Source organism: Arthrobacter crystallopoietes (assembly GCF_002849715.1).
GTDB lineage: Bacteria > Actinomycetota > Actinomycetes > Actinomycetales > Micrococcaceae > Crystallibacter > Crystallibacter crystallopoietes.
Genome location: NZ_CP018863.1, coordinates 1,925,304 through 1,949,271, shown reverse-complemented (window position 1 = coordinate 1,949,271; position 23,968 = coordinate 1,925,304). Strand labels below are relative to the sequence as shown.

General features: G+C 64.5%; 21 protein-coding genes. 5 read left to right on the top strand and 16 right to left on the bottom strand.

Annotated elements, in window-relative coordinates:
* Positions 1-238: 238 nt before the first annotated feature.
* The 13 genes from AC20117_RS09230 to AC20117_RS09170 all read right to left on the bottom strand — a co-directional run bounded on the left by AC20117_RS09230 (position 239) and on the right by AC20117_RS09170 (position 16,660).
* Entirely contained in the window at positions 239-1,726 is a 1,488-nt protein-coding gene (locus AC20117_RS09230; protein WP_083339640.1) for a benzaldehyde dehydrogenase, read from the bottom strand.
* Positions 1,727-1,785: 59 nt separating this feature from the next.
* Positions 1,786-2,628, bottom strand: coding sequence for an IclR family transcriptional regulator (locus AC20117_RS09225; protein WP_074699980.1), 843 nt, complete (start codon positions 2,626-2,628; stop codon positions 1,786-1,788).
* A 161-nt stretch (positions 2,629-2,789) separates the two neighbouring features.
* The gene (locus tag AC20117_RS09220; protein ID WP_211482289.1) at positions 2,790-3,776 is read right to left on the bottom strand and encodes an AraC-like ligand-binding domain-containing protein; all 987 of its coding nucleotides are present in this window, start codon (positions 3,774-3,776) and stop codon (positions 2,790-2,792) included.
* Between the two features lie 199 nt (positions 3,777-3,975).
* Positions 3,976-5,046: a zinc-binding dehydrogenase gene (locus AC20117_RS09215; RefSeq protein ID WP_158300449.1), complete on the bottom strand. Its 1,071-nt coding sequence runs from the start codon at positions 5,044-5,046 to the stop codon at positions 3,976-3,978.
* A 72-nt stretch (positions 5,047-5,118) separates the two neighbouring features.
* Entirely contained in the window at positions 5,119-6,210 is a 1,092-nt protein-coding gene (locus AC20117_RS09210) for a zinc-binding dehydrogenase (RefSeq protein WP_074699983.1), read from the bottom strand.
* The gene (locus tag AC20117_RS09205) at positions 6,210-6,773 is read right to left on the bottom strand and encodes a hypothetical protein (RefSeq protein WP_074699984.1); all 564 of its coding nucleotides are present in this window, start codon (positions 6,771-6,773) and stop codon (positions 6,210-6,212) included. The genes AC20117_RS09210 and AC20117_RS09205 overlap by 1 nt, the downstream gene beginning before the upstream one ends.
* Positions 6,774-6,840: 67 nt before the next feature.
* Positions 6,841-7,857, bottom strand: a complete 1,017-nt coding sequence (locus AC20117_RS09200; protein ID WP_083339641.1) for an ABC transporter permease — start codon at positions 7,855-7,857, stop codon at positions 6,841-6,843.
* Positions 7,854-8,810, bottom strand: coding sequence for an ABC transporter permease (locus AC20117_RS09195; protein ID WP_074699985.1), 957 nt, complete (start codon positions 8,808-8,810; stop codon positions 7,854-7,856). Before AC20117_RS09195 ends, AC20117_RS09200 begins: the two co-directional genes overlap by 4 nt.
* A gap of 19 nt (positions 8,811-8,829) precedes the next feature.
* Positions 8,830-10,413, bottom strand: a complete 1,584-nt coding sequence (locus tag AC20117_RS09190) for a sugar ABC transporter ATP-binding protein (protein WP_074699986.1) — start codon at positions 10,411-10,413, stop codon at positions 8,830-8,832.
* Positions 10,414-10,511: 98 nt separating this feature from the next.
* On the bottom strand, positions 10,512-11,807 hold the full coding sequence (locus AC20117_RS09185; RefSeq protein ID WP_083339643.1) for a substrate-binding domain-containing protein: 1,296 nt from the start codon (positions 11,805-11,807) through the stop codon (positions 10,512-10,514).
* 586 nt (positions 11,808-12,393) lie between these two features.
* Positions 12,394-13,275 (bottom strand): DNA-formamidopyrimidine glycosylase family protein, encoded by an 882-nt coding sequence (locus tag AC20117_RS09180; RefSeq protein ID WP_074699988.1) that lies wholly within the window; start codon positions 13,273-13,275, stop codon positions 12,394-12,396.
* Between the two features lie 55 nt (positions 13,276-13,330).
* Entirely contained in the window at positions 13,331-15,694 is a 2,364-nt protein-coding gene (locus AC20117_RS09175; protein ID WP_074699989.1) for a glycoside hydrolase family 65 protein, read from the bottom strand.
* Positions 15,695-15,703: 9 nt separating this feature from the next.
* Positions 15,704-16,660, bottom strand: coding sequence for a PfkB family carbohydrate kinase (locus AC20117_RS09170; protein ID WP_074699990.1), 957 nt, complete (start codon positions 16,658-16,660; stop codon positions 15,704-15,706).
* 119 nt (positions 16,661-16,779) lie between these two features.
* Here AC20117_RS09170 and AC20117_RS09165 point away from each other — a divergent pair, with 119 nt between their 5' ends.
* Positions 16,780-17,613, top strand: a complete 834-nt coding sequence (locus tag AC20117_RS09165; protein ID WP_101632573.1) for an SDR family NAD(P)-dependent oxidoreductase — start codon at positions 16,780-16,782, stop codon at positions 17,611-17,613.
* 132 nt (positions 17,614-17,745) lie between these two features.
* On the opposite strand, the gene AC20117_RS09160 is transcribed toward AC20117_RS09165, so the two are convergent.
* Positions 17,746-18,150, bottom strand: coding sequence for a VOC family protein (locus tag AC20117_RS09160; protein ID WP_074699991.1), 405 nt, complete (start codon positions 18,148-18,150; stop codon positions 17,746-17,748).
* A 9-nt stretch (positions 18,151-18,159) separates the two neighbouring features.
* Positions 18,160-18,600, bottom strand: a complete 441-nt coding sequence (locus tag AC20117_RS09155) for a helix-turn-helix transcriptional regulator (protein ID WP_074699992.1) — start codon at positions 18,598-18,600, stop codon at positions 18,160-18,162.
* Positions 18,601-18,668: 68 nt separating this feature from the next.
* On the opposite strand from AC20117_RS09155, the gene AC20117_RS09150 reads away from it, so the two are divergent.
* Both AC20117_RS09150 and AC20117_RS09145 read left to right on the top strand, forming a co-directional pair.
* On the top strand, positions 18,669-19,973 hold the full coding sequence (locus tag AC20117_RS09150) for an MFS transporter (RefSeq protein ID WP_083339936.1): 1,305 nt from the start codon (positions 18,669-18,671) through the stop codon (positions 19,971-19,973).
* 119 nt (positions 19,974-20,092) lie between these two features.
* Positions 20,093-20,683, top strand: a complete 591-nt coding sequence (locus tag AC20117_RS09145; protein WP_074699993.1) for a sunset domain-containing protein — start codon at positions 20,093-20,095, stop codon at positions 20,681-20,683.
* A 79-nt stretch (positions 20,684-20,762) separates the two neighbouring features.
* Here AC20117_RS09145 and AC20117_RS09140 read toward each other — a convergent pair whose 3' ends face one another.
* Positions 20,763-22,457: a ribonuclease J gene (locus tag AC20117_RS09140; RefSeq protein WP_074699994.1), complete on the bottom strand. Its 1,695-nt coding sequence runs from the start codon at positions 22,455-22,457 to the stop codon at positions 20,763-20,765.
* A 434-nt stretch (positions 22,458-22,891) separates the two neighbouring features.
* Between AC20117_RS09140 and AC20117_RS09135 the strand changes: the two genes are divergently transcribed.
* Entirely contained in the window at positions 22,892-23,539 is a 648-nt protein-coding gene (locus AC20117_RS09135; protein ID WP_074699995.1) for an NAD(P)-dependent oxidoreductase, read from the top strand.
* Between the two features lie 128 nt (positions 23,540-23,667).
* Positions 23,668-23,940 carry a hypothetical protein gene (locus AC20117_RS09130; protein ID WP_074699996.1) on the top strand — a complete coding sequence of 91 codons (273 nt, stop codon included), beginning with the start codon at positions 23,668-23,670 and terminating at the stop codon, positions 23,938-23,940.
* Positions 23,941-23,968 lie beyond the last annotated feature (28 nt).

Here is a 23,968-nt window from a genome sequence, read left to right as displayed (position 1 = left end):
TTGGCAGCAGCGGAGAACTTTCCTCTGCTGCGGTCGAGCATGGATGTGAGGGAGGCGAGTATTGGATTGTAACGCTTACAGGCTCGGCAAAGACCTGCGGCGGCTGGCCAGGCTTGGTGCCCGTGCTGCCTAGGTCCCGCATCATCCCTAGACCCGGCTCGGAGGATGGATGATCTTCCCAGTAGACCGCCCGCGCACGGTGCGAGCCGCTGAATCAAGGCCCGCACCGTGCTGGTCACTACAGCGGGTACTGTCCCGGTTCCCGACGCATCGTAATCCACCGCGTTTCAGTGAATGCGTCTATGTTGGCCTGCTTTCCTCCGTGCCGGGAACCGGTTCCGGAGGAGCCAACGCCGCCGAAGGGCGTGTTCGCCTCGTCGTTCACGGTTTGATCGTTGATGTGAACGATGCCAGTCGGGATGCGACGAGCAAGCTCAAGCGCACCGAGCGCGTCGCGACTCACGATGCCTAGGGACAAGCCATACTCGGTGGCCGAGGCTAGTTCAACAACCTCGTCATCATCAGCGTAGGACACAACCGAAGCGACCGGTCCGAAAACTTCCTCACAGTAAGCTTCAGCGTCCTTCGGAGGGTTTGCCAACACCGTAGGCCGGTAGAAAAGCCGGTCGTATGTGCCACCTGCCGCAAGCCTGGCGCCCTGTGCCACAGCGTCCTGAACCAGGGAATGCACACGGTCACGCTGCACCTCGTCGATGAGCGGCCCAAGATGTACCTGACCGGCCGACGGATCGCCAACGACCATCGAATCAGCCTTCGCGGCGAGCTTGGACACATACTCCTCGAACCGCGACTCGTGGACAATGTGCCGCCCGACGGTCATGCAGATTTGGCCTTGGTGAAGAAAGGCGCCCCACGTCGCGAGGTTGACCGCTTGATCGACGTCTGCGTCCTCCCGCACGATGAACGCGGAATTGCCGCCCAGTTCCAAGTGCGCGCGCTTGAGATGTTTGCCCGCGAGCTCGCCGACGCTACGTCCGGCACGGGTGGATCCGGTGAAAGCGATCACCCGGACATGAGGGTCGGACACGAGTGCCTCGCCCACATCTGCACCACCGGGAAGCAGCTGCAGTAGCCCCTTGGGTAGTCCCGCCTCCTCAAAGATCCGAACCATTGAGACGCCGCCGGTCACCACTGTCCTCGGATCAGGCTTGAGCAGAACAGCGTTCCCCAAGGCAAGGGCCGGGGCAACTGCGCGGATGCCAAGAATGAGCGGCACGTTGAAGGGCGATATCACGCCAACGACTCCCACCGGCACCTGCTCGGCGAGGGACAGGCGCGGCTCTTCGCTGGAAAGAACCGATCCGAGCGGCGCCGAGGGCAGTGCGGCGGCCTCATAGCACTCTGCCGCAGAGACATGCAGCGCGAATCCGGCGAGTGGCGGAATTGCGCCTACCTCGCGGATGTTCCAACTGCCGATCTCGTCGGCATGCTCCTCCCACAGCTGTCCGGCGCGGCGCAGTACAGCGGCTCGTGCCGGATGTGGTGTGGCTGCCCATTCCCTCTGCGCAAGCGCAGCACTCTCCGCTGCCCGCCGGACATCCTCCGGCCCGGCCATCCCCACGGTGGCAATGCTCTCTCCTGTCGCGGGTGCGACGGAAGCGATGCTTCCTCCGGCACCTTCCACCCATTCGCCGTCAATGTAGATTTTGCCCCCGAACACCGACTCGTCGATAAGCGGCGCCGCCATGACACTCGTTTCTACCATGCTTGTTCCTTTCGGTTGTTTTCCGTTCTACGTTTCTTCCTGCAGTGAATGCTGCAGGGTCAGTCGTGGCGCTGGAGATCGCGGCCGATCGCTCCGGCTGCGGACTTGATCAGATGCGCCAGTCGCCTTTCATCCCAGCGTTCGGGAGCCACCACCATTTCAACTGCTGCGGTGGGGTATCCCTCGCCCGAGAGAATCGGTGCGGCTATTGCCACGCTGCCTTCGCCGACCTGCACGACGTACCCGCGTCGATGCCACTGATCCAGTGCATCGCCCGCCCCCTCGGCTCCGCCGGTGAACGCGGGCATCTCGCGCGGCCCTAGCCTGCGGAGTATCTGATCACGCCACTCTGGAGATTGGGCTGCCGTCAACGCCACCCCCATCGCCGTCGTCAGGAGTGGGAAGACCCGTCCCTCCTGAGCGTTCGTCCGCGCGGATTGTGCCCCACGTACATGGCCGACGTACATGGTCTCTGCCGTTTCCGGAGCATCGGTGGTCATGACGCCGAGAAAAATATTTTCGCCGCTGGCGTCGTAAAGACGGGTCAGGTGGACCTGCGCGGCTTGGCGCAGATGCAGTTGAATCGAGGAGTGCTGCGCGAGTTCCCACACCAGGGAGCCCACGCAGTAACGGCCGCCCGTGGTGCGGGTCAACAGGCCCAGGTTGACCATGTCGCTAATGAGGCGGTGGACGGTTGAACGCGGGATTCCCGATCGCTCGACGAGGTCTTTCGCCGAGAGTGTGTACTCGGCTTGGGTGAAGCACCTGAGCAGCGCTACTGCGCGCGAGAGCAGCGGCGCCACGGGGGTGCCAGCTTCCGCTGCGACGCCGTGCATAACGGTGGGACGGAGGATGGCGGGAGCCGCCTCGAACTCCACGGGATCATAACCCTTGACCTTCACTGCAGCTCCTCACCCTGAGTAGACGCTCGCACGCCCTCTCCTTGAGCGAAAGCGTCCTGACCGTCACGTTTTGTGGTCATCTTCACAGTACCGAGAACGCCCCGCAACGGCTTGCCCCATGCCACATCGTTCTTGGCACCACGCGCACTCCTTGTCTGCTTCTATGCTGCCATCCGTTCGCTGACAGCCACTCGCGTTTCGCGCGGGCTCACTCCAAACCGTTTCTTGTAGGTACGGCTGAAGTGGGCTGGCTCAAGAAAGCCCCATCGTGCCGCCAGTGCAGTCACCGAATCGCTGGCATGGGAGGGGTCGGCAAGATCCCGGTGACAGCGCTCGAGCCGCCGCTCGCGGATCCAGGAACTCACGGTAACGCCATTCCGCTGGAAGAGCATCTGCAGGTAGCGCGGTGAGATGAAATGAGCCGCGGCGATGGTTCCCGGCCGAAGATCCGGGACGCTCAGGTTGTCTTCGATGTAGCTCATGATCTGACGCAGCAACTGGCTGCCGTGCGAAGTTTCTGTGGGTGCCAGATCAAGTTCCGAAACAAGCATCGTCCCGAGCAAGTCGACAATGTTGTGCGGCAACCTCGAACCACCTGGGCGCGCGAACTGGTCAAGCTGCATCATCAGTTGGGTCATGAACGGTGACACGCTGGCTGCCAACCCTTGGGACCGGTCGAAGCGCACCGCAGTGAGTTGCCCCACCAGCTCCGGTGGGAGAGCAATCATTTCCCTGGGGAACATGACAATGGCCGTGCGCGCTCCCTCGCTTGAAAGCAAAGAATAGGGGCGGGTCGTATCGTAGATGGCGATGTCGCCCTGCCGCAGCACAGCCTCTCGCGAATCCTGCATGACCATGCTTTCCCCTTGCAGCATGAGACTGACCTTGTAGTACTCCCCCACGGCACTTTCTTTGATGAGTTCCGGAGTGCGTTCAATTGTGTGCTCCGGTGCCGTGACCTCATAACAGAACACCCGCCCCCGTCCCGCTGCCCGCATACGGCCGACGAAGGCGCTGCTGTGCCGGCTTTTCACAGCCAGCGGCATGACCGAATTGCGCAGTAGGTCCGCGAACTCGTCAATCGTACGCGTGACCGTCGTTTGTACACCAAGCCCTGGCCCTGCCATTGCTACCGCTGAATTGTTCACTGCATCCTCCCTCTTTCCTGCGTCTATCGCACAGTGAGAGTTAGATTACATTTGATGCTGTCTCGTCAGATGGTTAAATCTCATTCCATGGGACTATCTCGCCCTATCGGATGAACTGCACGGTTACGCAAACTAAAAAAAACAGGTGGGCTTGCAGGGCCTAGACCCGCAAACCCACCTGGAACTGTCGTTCGTCCGGTTAGGGGAATGTCACCACCGTGCGCCCGATGTGCTTCGTCATTTCTGCGTAGGCGTCGTTCACCTCTTCCAGTGAGATCGTCCGCGAAACAAGCTCGTCCAGTTTGAAGCGTCCCTCGTTGTACAGCTCAACGAAGCGGGGAACGTCTCGCACGAAGTTGGTGGACCCGTTGAAGATTGGGCGAATCCGGACCTGATTCCAGATAAACTCCGGCCCGATATCGATCTGCAGGGTAGCCCCCGGCTTGTTAATGCCGATGACACCCAGTTCGCCTGCCCGGCCCACGGACTCGTAGGCCTGCTTCGTCGCTTCGGGGCGGCCCACGAAGTCGAAAACATAGTCGGCGCCGCCGTCGGTCAACTCTTTAATCGCAGCAGCGGGATCCTGTGCTGCAGAGTTCACCACGTCGGTGGCTCCAAACCGCTTCGCGTATTCGAGTTTATCGTCGGCAATATCAACGGCGATGATGCGCGAAGCGCCGACCAAGAGGGCGGCCTGAATGGCGGCCAGGCCCAGGCCGCCACACCCGAAGACGGCTACGGTCGCACCTTCGGGAACTTCTGCGGCGTTAAGTACTGCCCCGGCCCCAGCGAGCACCCCGCATCCGAGGATGCTGGCCACTTCATGCGGAATCGGCCGGTCGATTCGGACGAGGTTGTTCTCGTGGAGCAACACCTGTTCGGCAAAACCGCCAAGATTGGCCACCGCCGTCACGGGTTCACCGTCGAGAGACAACCGCGGTTCCTCCCCCTCGGCGCGCGCAACGAAGCCGGGGTTGGTGCACATGTTGATGTCATCTCGGAGGCAGGCTTCGCAGTCGTTGCAGTGCGACTGTAACGAGGCGACAACATGGTCGCCCGCAGCAAAACGGGTAACATTCGGGCCGACCCCGGCGACCACGCCGGAGATCTCGTGCCCCAGGATCGCTGGGACCGGCCAGCCGCCCAGCGAGCTGGCGGTCAGGTCGCTGTGACAGAGTCCGCTTGCTTTGACCTCCACAAGCACTTCTTGGGCAACGGGGGCTGCGATGTCAACGTCAGTGAGCCGGAACGCTGATCCGATCTCATCCAATACGAGAGCTTTCACGGTAACTTGCTTCCTTCAGATAGCTGGTTGGCGAGCCCAGACAAGGCTCGCCGAAAGTCAGAACTTCGTAACGACAGCCCGGGCGACAGCGCCGCCGGCAAGGAGCTGGTAGCTTCGGTCGATTTCGCCGAGGGTGATCCGGTCCGAAACCAGGTCGTCCAGGTTAAAGCGGCCTTGCAGGTACAACTCGGCGAACATAGGGATGTCCAGATGGGGGTTGGTGGATCCCATTGCGACACCGATGATGCGGCGCTGCGGCAGGACAATCTCGCCAAACAGATCCAGATCCAGCCGGTTTCCGGGCTTTTGCACGCCGATGAGCAAAGCGCTACCGCCCACCGCCAGCATCCGCACAGCTTGCTCCGCGGTGGGCTGCATGCCGATCACCTCAAACGCAAAATCGACACCCCCGCCGGTGAGCTCCCGCACGGCTTCGACGGCGTCGCCGTCACCGGCATTGACGACGTCGGTTGCCCCGAACTTCTTTGCCAGATCCAGCTTCGCAGGCTGAAGGTCCACGGCGATTATCCGCGAGGCACCGGCCAGTGCCGCGCCTTGGATTGTGTTGAGCCCCACGCCGCCGCAGCCGAGGACAGCTACCGTGTCCCCGGGCCGGATTCCGGCGGTGTTGATCGCGGCACCCGCCCCCGTAACCACTCCGCAGCCCAGCAAGCAGGCGACGTCGTAGGGAACGGCATCAGAGAGCGGGATCGCTAGGTTCTCATGGACGAGAATACGTTCGGCAAATCCGCCCACGCCCATAAACTGTGTCAGCGCCTCACCGTTGCGGGAGATCCGGGGCATCTGGGACGGGTTCCGTTCCAGATTGGCTGTGCGCTGGCAGCGGTAGGGCCGGGCGGCCCTACATTCGCGACAGGCACCGCAGCCTGCCACCATGCAGATCACCACGCGGTCGCCCACCTTCGTGGAGGTCACACTCGCGCCGACCTCGACGACTTCTCCGGCCACTTCGTGTCCCAGCAAGGCCGGCATCGGAAAGCCCATGCCCTGCTCAGCAATCGACAGGTCGCTGTGGCAAAGTCCGCTGGCCCGGACCTCAACCACGATTTCGTTCGGCATCGGGTCGGCCAGATCGATGTCCTCTACCGCGAAGCCGGCGCCGGCGGCATTAACGATGACGGCCCGCATCAGGCCTCAGCTCCGGCATGCAGGAGCTCGGACTGGGGGTCGTCGACGCCCCGGAAAGGGGCGGGAGGGCCGGCGAGGAAGAAGAAGCCCGGTTTCGCTGTTCCTTCCTCCGGGGTGCCCGTGCACAGGAACAGCCGGTCGTTTACCTTACGGATCTCATCGAGGAAGCCGATGCTTCCGGCCCCGTTGTCATAATCGCTATACTTCAGCATCAATGTTTCTTTGCCGTCGATCGGCGAGGTTCCGCGGTGCACCCCGAACCGGTCACACCGTGCGACTGTCCCGTCGGGCTGGCGCAGCCGGTTGTAGCCGGAGGCCCCATCGCCTTCTTCACCGGGGAAACCCTTGCCGAGCCAGAACACACCGTTGCCGGCCTTTACCCGGCCGAGGGCCGCCTCGAACGTTTCTTCAGTCTGTCCGAGGTAGTCGATCCCGGCGTACTCGCCCGAGACCTCTCCGGGCGCGGGGGAATCCAGTGATTTGAACAGATCCAGCAGTGCGTCATAGTCGAGCGCTGCGAGATGGGGTACCTGCCAGTACTGGATGGGGTCTGCCTGATGCATTTTCATTCTCCTCTTAATTGATTCATTTCCACGGAAGCCGTGCAGGCTCCAAGACTTGCGCAGGGCGTTAGATGCGGTCGCTCAGTTTCCGTCCGCGGCCGTAGAGTGCCATCGCAACTAGGATCACGGCTCCGTACAGGATCTGCTGGTCGCTGGTCGCCAGGCCGTGGCCGATCAGCACCGTTGTGATGACCGTTAGCATCAGCGCGCCGATGACCGTGCGGGTGTAGTCGCCTGGTCCGCCGAAAACCGTGCCGCCGATGATGACTGCGGCCAAGCTCTGGAATAGGTAAGGTCCGCCGATCGAGGTATTTACCGTGCCGGAGAATGCCGCCAGCACGACGCCGGCAAGCCCGGCGAAGGCGGCGCTGAGGGCAAACACCACAATCCACATGCGCCGCACCTTGATCAGTGACAGGCCAGCGGCCCTGCCGTTCGCGCCCGCGGCCAGCATGCGCCGACCCACGGATGTGCGGTGGATGAAGACTGCGAGAGCGATGGTAACCACTGCCCAGATCGCTACAACGGGCGGGAACGGCAGGCCGAACGTCGTTGAACGCAGTGAGGTCAGTGCCATCAGCCACTGTGGGGCGCCGCCGGCGATCATGCCCTCCGTCTGGATCTGCATGAGTCCGAGGGCAAAGGTGCCCATGGCCAGGGTGACGACCAACGGCTCCACGTTGTACCGGTGACAAACCCATCCGACAAAGCCACCGAGGATGGCGGTGAACGGAATGAGCAGCAGCAGCGCGGACGCAAAGCTGATGCCGTAAATCTGGGTGAGCTGCGTTACAAACACCGCCCCGACAACCAGGAAGTTCGCCACCGACAGGTCAACACCGCCGATGAGGATCGCCAGAGTCTGGCCAATACCCGCGAGACCCACGAGCGACGCGAGGATCAGCAACGACTTCACACTGTTGCCTGATGCGAAGCCGTCCAAGGTCAGCGCGCCGATCAGGAAAGCGGCCGCGGTAATGGCAATTTGCAGTACCGGGAAGCGGCTTTGGGCGCGGGTAAGGACTTCGGCTGTCCGGGGACGGTCATCCGTAGCGCGGGCGGGGTCTGCCGTCATTGCACTCATTGCTTCTTCTCCTTACGCGGGGCGGCCATGATCGAGCCGGTGATGACAGCGAACAACAGCAGGGCCCCGAATACGAGGTTCAGCCAGACCTGGGACACGTTGAACAGTGTGAGCATGTTCTGGACCAGGAAGATGACAGCGGCACCGGCTACCGCGCCGAGTAGGCCGCCCCGCCCGCCGGTGATGATTATGCCGCCGAGCGCAATGGCTGTAATGGCACCGATGACGTAGGCGGAGCTGGTTGATGCGTCGGCAGAACTAACCAGTGCGGTCAGTGCAATCCCGCCTATTGCGGCAATCACACCGCCGATCGCGTATGAAGTGACGCGGATAAGTCCGACATTCACCCCGGCAGAGAAGGCTGTCGCATCATTGCCGCCGACTGCGTAGAGGTTGCGTCCGAACGCTGAGCGCACGAAAACAGACCACAGGATGAGTGGCAGGCCGACGGTCAGCAGCGCGCCGGGAATAAACCACACCTGCCGGGCGAGGTTCAACACCCAGCCGTCAAAAAGGATCACCGGTGTGGGGGCCATCCGGAGATTGATCCCGGTGAGGATGAACATCGAAGCCAGCGAGGCCACGATCGGGGGAAGTCGAAGAACGACGGCGAGCAGACCGTTAAGCGTTCCAAGGATGGCCCCGGCCGCCAACAGGATGGGAATGGCGATGTAACCGCCGAGCCCTGCAGGCGTCAGGTACCCCACCAGGAGGATCGATGAAAACGTCATCTGCGCACTGATGGAGAGGTCGATCCCGCCGCCGACCACTGCTGCCGCAGTCGCCATGGCGGCGAGAGCCATCGGGGCAAAGGCGGCGAGTTGCTGTGTCGGGCCGAACTGCGGCTGCATGGCGAGGTTTATCGCCAGCATCACAGCAGCCATAATGGCTGCGAACGCCGCGGGGTGCAACCGGAAGAAGAGCTGTACGCGCTCGCCCAGAGATGCTGGCACGACAGTTCCACTGCGGCTTCTATCTAGAACCGTGCTCATCGCGGCTCTCCTTTCCGAAGAAACTGGCAACCAGCTTCTGCCTGGTCACCTCTGCATGGCTGAATTCGCGGGTGCATTCGAAATCGTCGAAGACGAGGACCCGGTCCATCAACTCGATGTGCTCATCAACTTCCGTGGAAAGCATCACGACGGCCATGCCCGCGGCGGTCAGCTCGCCGAGCAGGCGGTAAAGGTCCCGTTTGGCGTTAATGTCGATGCCGCGGGTGGGGTCGTTCAACAGCAGGACGTCAGGCTTTGTGGCCAGCCAGCGGGCGATGATGACCTTCTGCTGGTTACCTCCTGAGAGCGTGGTAATCGCGTTCGAGGTATTCCCGGTCTTAATGCTCAGCCGGGAGACATAGTCACTGAACCGTTCAGCGGCGGCGCGGGGGCTGAGGAATCCGCCCCTGACGTCCTCCCGTACCGTTGGTATGGAGAAGTTGTCCAGAATCGACATCCATTCGAACAGCGACTCTCCCCTTCGCTCCCGGGGCACATAGGCGATCCGCTCCGCGTGGGCGGTTTCGTGGTTCGAGATTGCCGCTCCACGGTCCTCGTACTTCCGCACCACTTCTCCGGCGGCTGTGCCGAGACCGGCCAGTGATTTGAGGAAATCGTCCTGGCCCTGCCCTTCGAGCCCGGCCAGGCCAACAAGTTCCCCGGCGCGGATCTGGGTGTTGACGGGTGTGCGGCCAGGGGCAAGTGTTAGCCCGCGGACTTCCAATACAACCGGTGCGTCCAGTATGTGTTCGCGCCCCTCAACGCGGGCGGCCGTCGGCGCGAAGTGGTCGTCGCCGGCCATCATCGAAACCAACTGATCAGTCGTCCAGTTTTCGTCGTCAACGGTACCCACAGTTGCGCCCGAACGAAGTACCGTGATCCGGTCGCCGATTTCCTCAATCTCGTCCATGCGGTGCGTAATGAGCATGATGCCGACGCCCTCATCGCGCAATTTTTTAACGACACGGAAGAGCCGCGACCTGCTGTCATAATCGAGCGCCGACGTCGCCTCGTCCAGAATGAGGACACGAGGGTTTCGCAGCAGCGCCCGCGCGATACTGCACACCTGCCTGTCGCTCAGCGAGAGATCCTCAACCCGGGTATCGAGCTGCGGCGGATGTTCGAGCAGCTGGTCGAGCACCCTCTTGGCGCGCTCAATTTTCTCCCCTTTACGCACGATAGTGGTGAACGAACCATCGGCACCGAGCCACAGGTTGTCGAGCACCGTGCGGCTACCCACGGATAGCACTTCCTGGAACACCGTCACGATCCCCGCAGTCTGGGACATCCGTGGGGAGGTGAAGCTCTGGTAGCGCTTGCCGTCAACAACTACCTCGCCGGCGTTCGGCGTGTGCACGCCGCTGAGCAACTTCACGAGCGTGGACTTGCCCGAGCCGTTTTCACCGACCAGGGCGTGCACCTCGCCCGCCCGGATATCGAATGATGCCTCACGCACCGCGATAGTCGGCCCGAAGCGTTTGCTCAGTGATCGCACCTCGAGCAGTGTGGGATTGGGGTCGCGGCTGCTGGCTTGGGCTACAGGAGCGCGGAGTTTCGCGTCCATTTTCGCTCTCTTTCTTCTTCTCTGGGGCACTGCGCCCCGATGACCGGGGGGGGTCCGCCCTTGGCCGGAGCTGCCGGCGGCCCACCCCGAGACTGTTCCTACTTGCCGGGACTGGTGAAGTACCCATCGAGGTACTCCGCGGGAAGTAGGGAACCGACCGTTGCAGTTTCCTCCGCGGAGGTAGTGGTCGCGCCAGGCACCAGGTACTCGTCGATGTTGTCGTCCGTGATGAACTGGGTTTCCAGAGCGATCTGGTTGACCTTCGGGCCCTCGCCCTTCATTGTGCGGAGGGCAACTTCCCAAAGGGCTTCACCGAACTGGGTTCCGGTCCCCGGGATTGCAAGACCCTCGTAACCGGCTGCGCGCCCTTGCTCCCACCACGCCAGCGAAGCCGCCGTCGGGAGGTTGTCGAGGATCAACGGCATCTGGTCTCGTCCAGAGTCAGCAAATCCGGCAAACACTCCGGCTCCCATCGAAGCCACTTGGTAGACGAGGTCGATGTCGCCAGGGTGAGAGGCGAGGAAGCTCATTACAGCCGACTTTGCGCCGGGGTCGCTGAACTCGCCGGATGGGCTGCCTACGACCTCGATACCCTCGCAGGGCTCAACCACCTTCATGGCCGTTTCAACCGAAGTCGTGTTGACGGTCATGCCCTCGATGCCTTGGACGATAAGCATGTTGCCCTCGCCGCCGATCATTTCCGCGCCGCGTGCCACGTGCTGGGCCACGGCGTCAAAGCCGTTGGGGCTGATGTTCAGTGCGTACGGCGAGGCAACGTAACCGGTGAAGGTCACCGTGGGCACTCCCTTTTCGCCGGCCGCGTTGACAGCGCCCACAAGAGCCTCGCCCGACAGCGGTTGGGCGATAATGATGTCCGCGCCCTTTCGCACCAACTGCTCGAAGGCACGTACCTGGTCTGCGGCCGTTACTTCGCCACCAGCGCCGCCGGGCGTTTCGACGAGCAGTTCGGCAATCTCGCCTGCGGCCTTCGACTCTTCGGCCTGACGCCTGATCTCTGCGGCGAGGGCTGCTGCTACCGGGCTTCCCGAGTCCTGTTGCAGATACCCGACGTTGATCGGCCCCTCGGCCACCTTTGATTCCAAATCCGCCCAAGCACTGGCCTCTACCTTGTCGGGCCAGCCGTTGAATGCTGCGCTCACTTGCTCGGGCATGTCCTTGAGCAGGCCCTCCGGATCATTGGGCTCGACAACCGGAACTTCGCCGCAGGCCACCTCGGTTTGCGTACCTGCTGCTTCGGCGCTACCGCCGGCGCTTGACGAGCCTCCGCCGCCGCAGGCGGAGAGCGCGAGCACTGCGGGCATTGCCAGGGCCATCATCAAGCCCCCGCGGAGACGCCTGGCGTGTTTCGGGTCTGTCTGGGAGAGATTGGTCATTTACCTGTCCGTTCTTTCAGTGTCCATCGCCTTTGAAGTGAGACACCTTCGGCCACCTTCTTCTGGCGAGGGCGCCGAGGGCTGGCACAGATCAGCTTTGATCCGCCGTGCTTTGCAACCATATGGCCGCACCAACGGGGCATAGAAGGCTCTGGCTGAGACAGTGCGCGAGCGATCACATCCAGTGCGCAGTATCACAATTGCGCTAGGCGGAATGAAGTATTCGGCAATCGATCGGTGCAATAGTGCTGCCAGATTTGGGCCGGCTTCCTCCTGTCTCGCCAAACAGGGCAGCGGAATGCAGTCGTCGACGACGCCTGCTCATCCAGACCCCACCTGATCGTCGAACGTGGCGCCCTGCATTGGAAGTGCTAATCGGATCTGCAAACTCATGCCAGTCAGAGTCGGCCTTGGACACCAAAGGACCTCGACTCGGAGAATTCCATGGTCGGCATTAGGCCATTGCTCACGGCCCAGCAACTCCAGAGGGCGTTCGCGCTGTCCGCCGTGGGAATCTAGGCCCATACCTGAGCAACGAGACTTTGCGCACCTTGGATCAGATAGACGACGCCGACAGCGCTGCCGCTCACTTGAGGAACTTCGACGTCCTTCGGTCAGCCAGCAGCTTCCCGCCGGTCTGGCAGGTAGGACAGTACTGCAGCGAGGAATCTGCAAAGGACACTTCCCGGATCGTGTCCCCGCACACCGGGCACGCTTCGCCGGTGCGGGCGTGCACGTGCATCGCTTTCCGTTTCGAATCCTTCAGTTCGGCCGCGGGGCGGCCCGAAGCGCTGGCAATCGCGTGCGCCAGCACCGCGTGCATAGCCTCGAACAGCCTCGTCACCTCGTCGGGATCAAGCTTGGCGGCGTTGGCGAACGGTGACAGGTGCGCTGCGTGCAGGATCTCGTCGCTGTACGCGTTGCCGATGCCGGCGATCGCCGACTGGTCCCGCAGCAGGCCCTTAATCTGGCCACGGTGCGAGGTGACGATCTCCGCGAAAGCCGTATGGTCGACGTCGAGCGCGTCCGGCCCCAGCCGCGCGATACCGGGCACGTCGAGCGGATCCTTGACCACGTAGACAGCCAGCGACTTCTTGGTGCCGGCTTCCGTCAGGTCGAACCCCGGCTTCTCTTCTGTCTCGGCCGCGAACCGCACGCGCAGCGCCATCGGCCCCTTGCCGGGCCGCAGCGGCCCTGGTTTCAGCGCATCCGACCAGCGCAGCCACCCGGCCTTGGCCAGATGCATCACCAGATGCACGCCACCGGCGGTGAGGACAATGAACTTGCCGCGTCGCTCAACGCCGGACAGCGGCTCGGCGATGAGCGCCTCCAGCGGGACGTCCGCGGTTTTCAGCACCGAAAAGGAAAGCACCTCCACCTGCGCGATCGTGGCCGGCGCGGCGCCAGGCGGAAGGAGTTTCAGCCGCAGGAAGTCAACGAGTCCCTGCACTTCGGGCATCTCGGGCATGCACCAACCTTATTGCAGGAATTACGACGGCGGTGCGTGGCTTGGCAACAGGCGCCTACATTCCGTCCGGTGCCCGTCCCACAGGCTGGGTCGGCGTCGGAAGCAGCGGATCCGGTGAACAAAGCGGAGCTACCGCGGGCTGTCCGGATGCCACCTTGTAGTCCTTGCCGTCGATCGACACAACGATCTCCGTCTCAAGACGTGTGGTCGCGGGGAGTTCGTCGAGCAGCCGGATGACTGTGCCCTCGGCGGTGGTCTCCACACCCAGGCGGTGGCCCCGCCACTGGAAGCGGAAGGCGATGCGCCCGAGCCGCGCGGGCAGCCGCGGTGCCAACTGGGGGACCCGGCCTTCGATCTGCAGCCCGCCCATACCGCAGACGAGCGCCAGCCACGCTCCGGCCAGCGACGCGAGGTGCAGCCCCTGGTCGCTGTCCTGCTGCAGGTCGCGCAGGTCCACCAAGGCAGCCTCACGCAGGTAGGCGAGCGCCAAGTCAAGATGCCCAGTACGCGCGCAGACCACCGCCTGGGCTGCGGCCGAGAGCGAGGAGTCGCGGACGGTCCGTGCCTCGTAGTAGTCCACGTTCCGGGCCGTTTCCTCCGGCGTGAAGGCCTCGGAACACCACCAGAGGGCAAGCTCCAGGTCTGCCTGCTTGATCACCTGGCGCCGGTAGATCTTCGCGTAGTGCGCATGGTCCTGCACCGGGTAGGCGTCCTGCCGGTCCTCGAAGTCCCATTCGCGGTAGGTGGTGAACCCCTCGTTGGCCTGATGCACCCCGAGAACCTCGTCGTACGGGATGTACATCGAGTCCGCGGCCTCGCGCCAGAGTCCCAGCTCCGCCGTCGTTACCTGGAGCCGTTGCGCCGCCGCCGGGTCGCCGTCGCACGCGTCGGCTGCCCAGTGCAGGTTCCGCGCGGCCATGAGGTTGGTGAAGACGTTGTCATCGACGACGCCGGTGTACTCGTCCGGGCCGGTCATCCCGTACAGGTGGCAGCGCCCCGCGTGGTCGTGATGCAGCATCCGCGCCCAGACGCGGGCGGTTTCCACCAGAACGCCCAGTCCCCCGACGTCCTCAAGGTTTCCCCCGGTGGCATCCGCCCAAAAGGTGAAGCCCCGTGCGACGTCGGCGTTGATATGCGCGGCGGCGGTGCTGGCGGGCCAGTAGGCGGACGCTTCCCCGCCGTCGATGGTCCGCCACGGGAAGGAGGCGCCTTCGAGTCCCAGAACCTGCGCCCGCTCGCGCGCCTGGGGCAGTCCGGACGACCGCCAGCGGAGCAACCGGGCTGCATCCTGGGGCCGCAGCAGGGACATGGAAGGGATCAGGAAGCCGTCGATGTCCCAGAAGGTGTGCCCGCTGTAGCCGTAACCTGTCAGGCCCTTGGCGCCCACCGGCGCCGCGTTCACGCACGCGGAGGCCTGCAGCAGCTGGAAAAGATCGAAGCGCAGGGCCTGTTGGAGTTTCGGATCCCCGTCGATCTCCACGTCCGCGGTCTCCCAGAAGTCGTCGAGGACGCGCCGCTGCTCTGCCAGCAGCCCCTCCCAGCCCAGCTGCCGCGCACCCTCGAGTCCCGCCGCAACCTGGTCCCGCAGGTCCGCGGCTGGATCCTCCCGCGACCAGGCGTGGCTGACATACTTCACGAAGCCGACGGTTCCGCCCGGCGGTAGCTCGGCCGCAACGCTCGTGGCAATCTGGTCCGCACTGTCCGTGGTGCGCACGTCGGCGCCCTCCGGCAGCACAAGTTCATGCTCGACGGCGGCGGCCACACAGGTTCCGCTCCCCCGCGTGCGGTGCACCAGGTGGCCTCCGGCTTCGTGCGAACCGCGCAGGCAGGGCTCAAACGGACGGCGCAATGCCTGGTCCACCCGGGGATCACTGTTGTCCACCGGCGGCGGCGTGCCGTTGACCGTGAGTTCGGAGCGGATTGCCACCTGCACGGGCTGGTCCACGGCCTGCACTTCATAGCGGATGGCCGTCGCCGAGCGGTGGGACAGCGACACCAGCCGGGTGGAAACCAGCCGCATCCTGGCCCCGCTCGGAGTGCGCCACTCGAATTCGCGGCGTACCGTGCCGTCCCGCAGGTCGAGCACCCGCTCGTGCTGTCCCTCGGCCGCCTCGCGCACATCCAACGCCACGCCGTCCACTAGGAGCCGGATCACGGTCCCGTCGGCCACCCCGATCATGATCTGGCCGTGCTCGGGGTGCCCGTAGCCGCCTTCCGGATAGGACAGCGGGTGGTACTCGTAGACGCCGGCCAGGAACAAGCCTCGCGACGCACTCGGCTGCCCTTCATCCAAAGTTCCGCGGAATCCCACATAGCCATTAGCTAGGGCGAAGACGGACTCCGCCACCCCGAGGGATTCCGAATCGAGGGAGGTTTCGCGGACCTGCCAAGGATGCGTAGTGAAGGTTTGGTTAGCCACGGAACAACGCTATCCCGTCGTGGCGGCAGCTTCCTCGTAAGCACGTCGCGCCTCGGTGCGCAGCCGGTCCGCCTCGAGTTCCGGACGGCCGCCGGGCCTTCGGACAACGTCCGACGCCGCCACGGCCGCCCACCACGCCGCAAGCTCGGGTGTCTCTCCGGCCAGCAGCGCCATTGCCAGCGCCGCAACGAAGGAGTCGCCGCCGCCGGTCGGATCCACAGCTTTCTCACCTAACAGCGGCAGGACCACGTGGCCGCCGGGCCAGGCGACAACATCGCCTCTCCCGCCGGCAACGGACAGCGCGACAACGCGCGGACCCTGGCCCAGAAGCTCCTGCGCCGCACGGACCACTTCCGCCGCGCCATCGGGTTCCCAGCCGACAAGCGACTCGAGCTCGGCGGAGTCGGCCCGCACCACATCCGCTCGCGAGAGTACCCGTCGGCGGGTTTCCTCATCTGCCGGCGCCCCATCCGCGACCACCAGCGCATCCTCCCCGCAGGCGTCGAGCGCGGCCGCCACGGCGGCTCCCGGTTGCTGGAGCTGGACCAGGACCGCGTCGGCGGAGCGCAGCGACTCCCGGCACGCCTCCACATCGTCAGGGCTGAGCAGCACCTGGTCATCGACGTCCTCGACCAGCCTCCGGGCGCCCGGCGGCCCCACGAGGTCCAGCAGCAGCGCAGTCCGCGCGCCCGCGCGCCGCACCACACCCGCGACCCCAATCCCGTCATCCGCGGCCTGCTCGAGAACCTCCCGCCCTGCGGCGTCATCCCCGACCACGCCGACCAGTTCCACGCGCGCACCGAGCTGACGGCAGGCAACGCCCTGGTTTGCGCCCTTGCCGCCCAGCATTTCCCGCCGCTCGCGGACCGTGGCTGAGCCGCCTTCTTCCGGCAGGTCGTCGATGGACAACACGAGGTCCCGCGCCACCTGTCCCACCACGACTACCTTGCGTTCGCTATCCTCCACCTGCGCCTCCTGATCGGGTTCCGGCTAGTGGCTTCATTCTGCCCCGAATTACGACGGCGGTGCTTGGCTTTACGGTTAAGGAGAGACAGCCTTTGCCACCTCTGCCAAGGAGAACGCACATGACCGCACCGAAGACCATCGTCATCACCGGCGCGAGCGACGGAATCGGAGCAGCCGCTGCCCAGATCCTGCATGCCCAAGGCGACAAAGTGGTCCTCGTCGGGCGGTCACCCGAGAAGACCGAAGGCGTCGCCGAGCCGCTAGGCGCCGACTGGTTCACCGCCGACTTCCAGGATCTCCACCAGGTCCGAACCCTCGCGAAAACCCTGAAAGCCGCCTACCCGCGCATCGACGTCCTGGCCAACAACGCGGGTGGCCTCTTCGCCGGTCCCGAACGCACCAGCGACGGGTTCGAGAAGACGTTCCAGGTCAACCACCTTGCGCCGTTCCTGCTCACGCACGAGCTGCTCGATGTCCTGCTCGACAGCCGCGCCAGCATCGTCAACACCTCAAGCATCGCGGCCAAACTCTTCGGCCGGATCAACATCGACGACCTGAACACCTGGAACGGTTTCACGCCGAACAAGGCCTACGGCAACAGCAAGCTCGCCAACATCCTCTTCACCCGCGGCCTGCATCAGCGCTACAGCTCCCAGGGACTCTCCGCGGTGGCATTCCACCCCGGAAACGTCGCCACCAACTTCGCGGCCGAAACCACCAGCTACCTCCGCCACGTCTATCGGACCGCCCTCAGCCGCTTCCTCATCACCCCCGAGCGCGGCGGCGCCAACCTCGCCTACTTCTGCACCGGCACGCCCGGCACCGACTGGGAGTCCGGCCGCTACTACAGCGACCGCCGCCGCATCAGCCGCACCAATCCGCAGGCCGCCGACGACAACCTCGTCCGCCGGCACTGGGAAGCAAGCGCCCAAATGCTAGGCCTCCCCGCCTGACCTCGTGCCAGCTGGAACTGCCAGCGTTCCGCCCGCTGCCGCTGCCGTCGTCGCCGCCGTCGTCGTCGTAAGAAAAGTACGACGGCGGCCGCCCACCTCAGGTGGACAGCCGCCGCTTTCGGAGGGGGAAGGTTAGGCGTTCTGCGTGATCCGCACGGTGTTCCCGGACGGGTCCCGGAACGCGCAGTCGCGCGGCCCCCACTGCTGCTCCATCGGCTCCTGCAGGACCTCCGCCCCGGCAGCCACCAGCTTCTCGAAGGCGGCGTCCAGATTGTCGGTCCGGAACACGATGATCGGCAGGACGCCCTTGACCAGCAGTTCCTGGAGGATGTCGCCGTCGGCCTGCGAACGGCCGGCATGCGGTGCGGACAGCACAATCTCGGCGGCGGGCTCCGCGCCGCTGCCGAGGGTGACCCAGCGGAAGCCGTTGCCGGACACATCGTTCCGGACTTCCAGGCCCAGGCCATCGCGATAGAACGGGAGGGACTCCTCGGGATCGTTGACGGTGATTTGGCAATACTGCAGTGAAATAGTCATGTAGCCAAGCTACGTCCGTGCCGCGGCAGCCGCTTCTTCGATCCTGCTCGATCCGAACCGCGGGGGCCGGGTCAGCAGTTTCGCGATGCATTGCGGCATCGACTCCATCGCGTCATGCTCGCGGGCGCGGTACGCACTCGGGCTCTCCCCCACCATTTCGGTGAAGCGTGTGCTGAACGAACCCAGCGATGTACACCCCACCGTCATGCACGCGTCGGTGACGCTCATGCCCGAACGCAGCAATGCCATGGCCCGCTCGATCCGCCGCGTCATCAGGTAGTTGTAGGGCGTCTCCCCGTAGGCGGCCTTGAACCGGCGGGAGAAATGGGCCGGCGACATCAGCGCCTTGGCCGCCATCGTCGGCACATCGAGCGGCCGGGCGTAGTCCCGGTCGATCAGGTCCCGCGCGCGGCGCAGATGCGCCAGGTTGGCCAGTTCATCAGGGGTCACAACTCGAGGCTAGCCCCGTCCGCAGCGGCAGGGAAGACGTTCCCGGTCCCGCGTGGCATATGGTTTTGATGGACCCGGACAGTCCCGCCCGCGGCGCCGACGCCCACGCCCAAACCAACGCCAAGGAGACTCCTACGCACCGCCCATCAGCCGCTCGCCCCGCCCTGCCCTGGGTGATCACCGGGATTGTGGTCCTGGCCCTGAGCCTGCGCGCCCCGATCATCGCCCCGACGGCGGTGATCGGCGACATCCAGGCCGGCACCGGCCTCAACGCCATCGGCGCCGGCCTGCTCACCGGGCTGCCGGTGCTGCTCTTCGCCCTGGCCACCCCGCTGGCTACCCGCACCATCCGCCGCTTCGGCCCGGAGGCAACGGTCGTCCTGTGCCTGGCCGGCGTGCTGGCCGGAACAATTATCCGCTCGGCCGGCCCCGCCGTCGTCGTACTGGCAGGCACCGCGCTTATCGGCGTCGCCATGACGCTGGGCAATATCGTGGTGCCGGTCATCATCCGGCGCGACGTGTCCTGGCGGCAGGTTTCGACGGTCACCGGCGCGTACTCGGCCGCGATGAACGTCGGCTCGATGGCCACCCTGCTCGGCACCGCGCCGCTCGCGGCGCTCTTCGGCTGGCGGTGGGCGATCGCTTCGTGGGGCGTGGTGATCGCGGCGGGCCTGGCCTACTGGCTGGTGTGGGGACGGCGGCAGTTCGGCGCCCGGGCGGTTGCCGCGAAGTCCATGACCGAGGGGACGCAAACCAAGCGAACGACGGCGGAGCCAGCGTCGGACGGCCCCGGAGCGGCGATGGCCGGGAACCACAACCGGCGGATTGTCGGCCTGCTGATCCTGGCGTTCTGCGGCCAGTCCGCCGCCTACTATGCCACCACCGCGTGGCTGCCCCTGCTGCTGTCCGAGACGCGGGGACTAGGCCTGGCTGCCTCAGGTGCTACGGCCTCGCTGTTCCAAGTTGCCGCCATCGCGGGTGCGTTCGGCGTGCCGCTGCTGGCGGCCCGGACCCGCACGTGGATTCCGGTCGCGGTGATCGGGCTCTGCTGGATCACCCTGCCGATCGGGCTGCTCATCGCACCGGAGGCCTACGTACTCTGGTCGATCATCGGCGGCATCGCCCAGGGCGGCGGCTTTACCGCCATCTTCTCCCTCATCCCACGCATCGCCCGCAGCGACAAAGAGGCGGCTTCGGCCTCGGCCCGCATCCAGTCCGGCGGGTATCTGGCGGCCACGTGCGCACCGCCCCTCGCCGGTTGGCTGAACTCGGTCACCGGCGGCTGGTCTGCCCCGCTGCTCCTGGTCCTCGCCGCAACTCTGGCCTTCGGCGTCGGCGGGCTGCTGGCCGTGCGCCTGTCCGAACGGCGGTAGGTGGAAACTGCGGGCGAAACGCTTGGTCGCGCCAGCCCGGATCACTGTCATCACAATCCAGGGCCAGCTGCCGCTATCCTTTGATTGTTCGTTACATCAAACTTTCCGTTGGGGGAAAAATGAATAAGTTCAGGCGCCTCTGCGCGCTCTTTGTAGCAATGGCAGTGACCTTCGGAGGTGTCAGCCTCGTTGCCACGCCAGCCGAAGCTGCGACCAAGGCCGCAACACGGGTCGTCAGCTTTACTGCCCCTACGTCCGTTTACAAGAGCCAGAACTTCACGCTTAAGGGAAGCGTGCAGCGCAAGGCAGGTACCAAGTGGATCCGCTCTGCGAAACCGAGGGTGGAGATCTATTTCGATCCCGCGGGCGCGGCCAAGGCGTACAAGGTCAAAACGGTGACAGGCAACGACAAGGGGCAATTCTCTACGAAAGTCCGGACCTCGCGCACAGGGCTTTGGTGGGCCAAAGTCACTCCGACCAGTAAGTACAAGTCTGTAAGTTCCTACAAGAAATCCGTCCGGGTTAAGCAGCGGACCTCGATGATTCCCTCGGGTACCACTTGCCCATCCTGGGCTCCCATCAAGGGCAACGAGTCCAGCGGCATCTATCACGTCCCAAGCGGGGCGTTCTACAGCAGGACGACCCCCGAGATCTGCTTCTCCACACAGTCGGCGGCGCAGAAGGCTGGCTACCGGGCTTCCAAGAGGTAGTCCAGACCGGCGGCCATCCCGTCACGAAAAACGCCCGGCCGAGTTACCCCGGCCGGGCGTTTTCACATGTTCTGAGAGATCAGGCCTCGACGATCACCACGGTGACCACGGGCTTGCGCCGCAGCTGGCGGTCGGACCAGCGCAACAGTGCCTCGGCGATCGCCTTTTCGGCGCCCGGGCCAGTCCTGTCGCCCTTGATTCCGGCTAGCGTCTTCTCGATGATGCCGGTGGCCTTGTCCAGCTCGCCGTCTGCCGGGGCAAACCCGACTGGGAAGAACTCGGGGTCCTCCTCCAGCTTCCCGGTGTCCGGATTGACGATCGCCAACACGGTAACCGCGCCGTCCTCGGCCAGCCGGATGCGGTCCTGCAACGACTCCTCGGTCGCGGCGCCGGCAATCATGTTCTCCACGTACACGTAGTCCGCCTTGACCTGACCGGACACGCGGGCCACGCCATCCTTCAAGTCAATGGTGGTGCCGTCCTCGACCACTAGGGCCTTCTTCGGGTCCACACCCGTGCGGACAGCCAGCTCGGCGTTGGCCTTCAGGTGGCGGTGCTCGCCGTGCACCGGCATTACGTTGCGCGGGCGCACCAGGTTGTAGCAGTAGACCAGCTCGCCGGCGCTGGCGTGGCCGGAGACGTGGACCTTGGCGTTGCCCTTGTGCACCACGTTGGCACCGAGCTTGGTCAGGTCGTTGATCAGCCGGTAGATGGAGGTCTCGTTACCCGGGATCAGCGAGCTGGCCAGCAGGACGGTGTCGCCCTCGGTCAGGTCGATCATGTGGTCCTGGCTCGCCATGCGCGCCAGCGCCGCCATCGGTTCGCCCTGCGAGCCGGTGCAGATCAGCACGGCCTTCGTGGGCGCCATCTTGTCCAGTTCCTTGAAGTCCACCAACATGCCGCGCGGCACGTTCAGGTAGCCGAGCTCCCGGGCCGTCTTCATGTTGCGGACCATCGAGCGGCCCACAAAGGCCACCTTCCGCCCGTACAAGTGGGCGGCGTCGATAACCTGCTGGATGCGGTGGATGTGGCTCGCGAAGCTGGAGACGATGATCCGGCGCGGAGCGGTGCGGAACACCTCGTCGATCGCCGGCGCCAGGTCCTGCTCGGAAATCTGGAAACCAGGGACGTCGGCGTTGGTGGAGTCGGGCAGGAACAGGTCCACGCCCTCCTCGCCCAGCCGCGCGAAGCCGGCCAGGTCCGTGATCCGGCCGTCCAGCGGGAACTGGTCCATCTTGAAGTCGCCCGTGGCCAGCACCAGTCCGGCGCCGGTGCGGATGGCCACGGCCATGCCGTCCGGAATGGAGTGGTTCACGGCCAGGAACTCCAGGTCGAACGGTCCGAACTTCTTCCGGTCGCCCTCCTTGACCTGCACGGTCTTGGCGGTGATGCGGTGTTCCTGCAGCTTGGTCTTGATGAACGCCAGCGTCAGCTTCGCGGAGATCAGGGGGATGTCCGAGCGTTCCTTCAGCAGGTACGGCACTCCGCCGATGTGGTCCTCGTGCCCGTGCGTGAGCACAACGCCGACAATGTCGTTCAGCCGGTCGCGCAGGTAGGAAAAGTCAGGCAGGATCAGGTCCACGCCCGGGTGATGCTCCTCCGGGAACAGCACGCCGCAGTCGACAATCAGCAGCTTGCCGCCGTATTCGAACACGGTCATGTTGCGGCCGATCTCCTCCAGCCCGCCCAGCGACACAATGCGCATGGCGCCCTTGTCGAGCTTCGGCGGGGTCTGCTTGCCAGCGGGCGCGGAGTGGCGTGAAGTCCTAGTCATGGGATCCGATCTCTATGTGATTCTGCAATGGCGGGACGGCAACGCCCCAAGCCGGCTTACCGGCAGTGAAATTCTGGGGCCGAGACGCCCTGCGACGGATCGGCGGCCTGCCCCGCAGCAGCAACGGCGGAACGGCATACTTGTCTCTGACTTTATCACCGCACGCCAGAGCCCAACACCGCCATCCTGCGCGAAACGTACGGGTTTCCTCACTTCGAGTCCAAAAGCACAAACAACGACGCCGGCCGCCAGCCGATACCGCAGCGCCCGGCCTGCCGGTCAAAGAATCTCGCCAAGGTCATCGGTTGGTGGAGTGTCAACCATCGGGCAGTACCTGCAGGAGTATGTTGGGGACAGAACAAGGACGTTACGCGACGGCGCGGCACAACTTAGAAAGTGGGCCGCCGCCCGAAGACCACAGGGAAGGATCATTCATGAAGATCGGCATCATCGGAGCAACGGGCAAGGCGGGGCGTGCCGTCGTTATGGAGGCCCTCTCGCGCGACCACGAGACCACCGCCATCGTCCGGAATCCTGCGAGGGCCGCCGAACTGTTCGGCGGAGGCGTCCCCGTCCTGGCCCGCGATGCCTTCGACCTGACCGCCGAGGACCTTCGCGCGTTCGACGTCGTCGTTAATGCGGTCGGCATGGCACCGGATCAGGCCCAGCAGCACGTCGACCTCGCCCGGGCCCTCGTGAAACACGCAGGCGGCAATGAGTCGCTGCGCCTGGTCTTCATCCTCGGCGCCGGCAGCCTGACTACGGGCGAGGACAACCACCTCTTCGTGGAGGACATCCGCAAGCTGCCGGGAGCCGAGGCCTGGGTCTCGATCCCCGAGAACCAGCTCAAGGAGCTTGAGTACCTGCGCACCGTGGACGACGTCGATTGGGTCGGCGTCTCTCCCTCGGCCACCTTCGAACCGGGCGAGGCACGAGGCGTTGTCCTGGGCAATGACGAGCTCCTGGTCGCCGACGACGGAACCTCCCACACGACGTCGGGCACTATGGCCGAGGCCATCCTCGACGAGATCGAGCACCCGGCCCATCACAGGCAGCGGTTCACCGTCCGCGACCGTTCCTAGGCCTTCCGCTCGGTGGTCGCCGGAACACCACGACGAATTCGCTGGGAATTTACCCTGTTCTCTCCACCTTCCAGTGCTGGAGTGGTTAGCTGGGATCAGGCGAATCTTGACTTGAACAAAGGAGAACCATGAGCCAGGAGCGGAAAGAGAACTCGGACGACGAGGGCCGCGTGTCACGGGATGAAGAAGTGCTTTCGCCCGGCGAAGTCACTCCGGATGCAAAGGGCCTCGCCCAGGTCTACGGCGATGCCGACCGCACGAACACGGATGACCCTGTCACGCCTCCGGGTCCGGTTGATGCGGCGGCCATGGAGTACATGGAAGAGAAATTCACCGTGCGCGAGGCCGGCCACGGCGAGCGCTATCTGGAAGAGACCCCGGAGTCCGAAGCGACCGAGTAACGGGCTGCAACGAAGGAAACATGATGGC

What these genes read in the sequence shown, in the direction of transcription:
- AC20117_RS09210 (WP_074699983.1), bottom strand. Translation starts at nt 6,210, where the DNA reads ATGCGGGCCGTCATCGTTAATGCCGCCGGCGCCGGCTTCGCGGTAGAG.
- AC20117_RS09145 (WP_074699993.1), top strand. Translation starts at nt 20,093, where the DNA reads ATGAATAAGTTCAGGCGCCTCTGCGCGCTCTTTGTAGCAATGGCAGTG.
- AC20117_RS09200 (WP_083339641.1), bottom strand. Translation starts at nt 7,857, where the DNA reads ATGAGTGCAATGACGGCAGACCCCGCCCGCGCTACGGATGACCGTCCC.
- AC20117_RS09190 (WP_074699986.1), bottom strand. Translation starts at nt 10,413, where the DNA reads ATGGACGCGAAACTCCGCGCTCCTGTAGCCCAAGCCAGCAGCCGCGAC.
- AC20117_RS09140 (WP_074699994.1), bottom strand. Translation starts at nt 22,457, where the DNA reads ATGACTAGGACTTCACGCCACTCCGCGCCCGCTGGCAAGCAGACCCCG.
- AC20117_RS09130 (WP_074699996.1), top strand. Translation starts at nt 23,668, where the DNA reads ATGAGCCAGGAGCGGAAAGAGAACTCGGACGACGAGGGCCGCGTGTCA.
- AC20117_RS09180 (WP_074699988.1), bottom strand. Translation starts at nt 13,275, where the DNA reads ATGCCCGAGATGCCCGAAGTGCAGGGACTCGTTGACTTCCTGCGGCTG.
- AC20117_RS09165 (WP_101632573.1), top strand. Translation starts at nt 16,780, where the DNA reads ATGACCGCACCGAAGACCATCGTCATCACCGGCGCGAGCGACGGAATC.
- AC20117_RS09185 (WP_083339643.1), bottom strand. Translation starts at nt 11,807, where the DNA reads ATGACCAATCTCTCCCAGACAGACCCGAAACACGCCAGGCGTCTCCGC.
- AC20117_RS09160 (WP_074699991.1), bottom strand. Translation starts at nt 18,150, where the DNA reads ATGACTATTTCACTGCAGTATTGCCAAATCACCGTCAACGATCCCGAG.
- AC20117_RS09135 (WP_074699995.1), top strand. Translation starts at nt 22,892, where the DNA reads ATGAAGATCGGCATCATCGGAGCAACGGGCAAGGCGGGGCGTGCCGTC.
- AC20117_RS09230 (WP_083339640.1), bottom strand. Translation starts at nt 1,726, where the DNA reads ATGGTAGAAACGAGTGTCATGGCGGCGCCGCTTATCGACGAGTCGGTG.
- AC20117_RS09205 (WP_074699984.1), bottom strand. Translation starts at nt 6,773, where the DNA reads ATGCATCAGGCAGACCCCATCCAGTACTGGCAGGTACCCCATCTCGCA.
- AC20117_RS09150 (WP_083339936.1), top strand. Translation starts at nt 18,669, where the DNA reads ATGGACCCGGACAGTCCCGCCCGCGGCGCCGACGCCCACGCCCAAACC.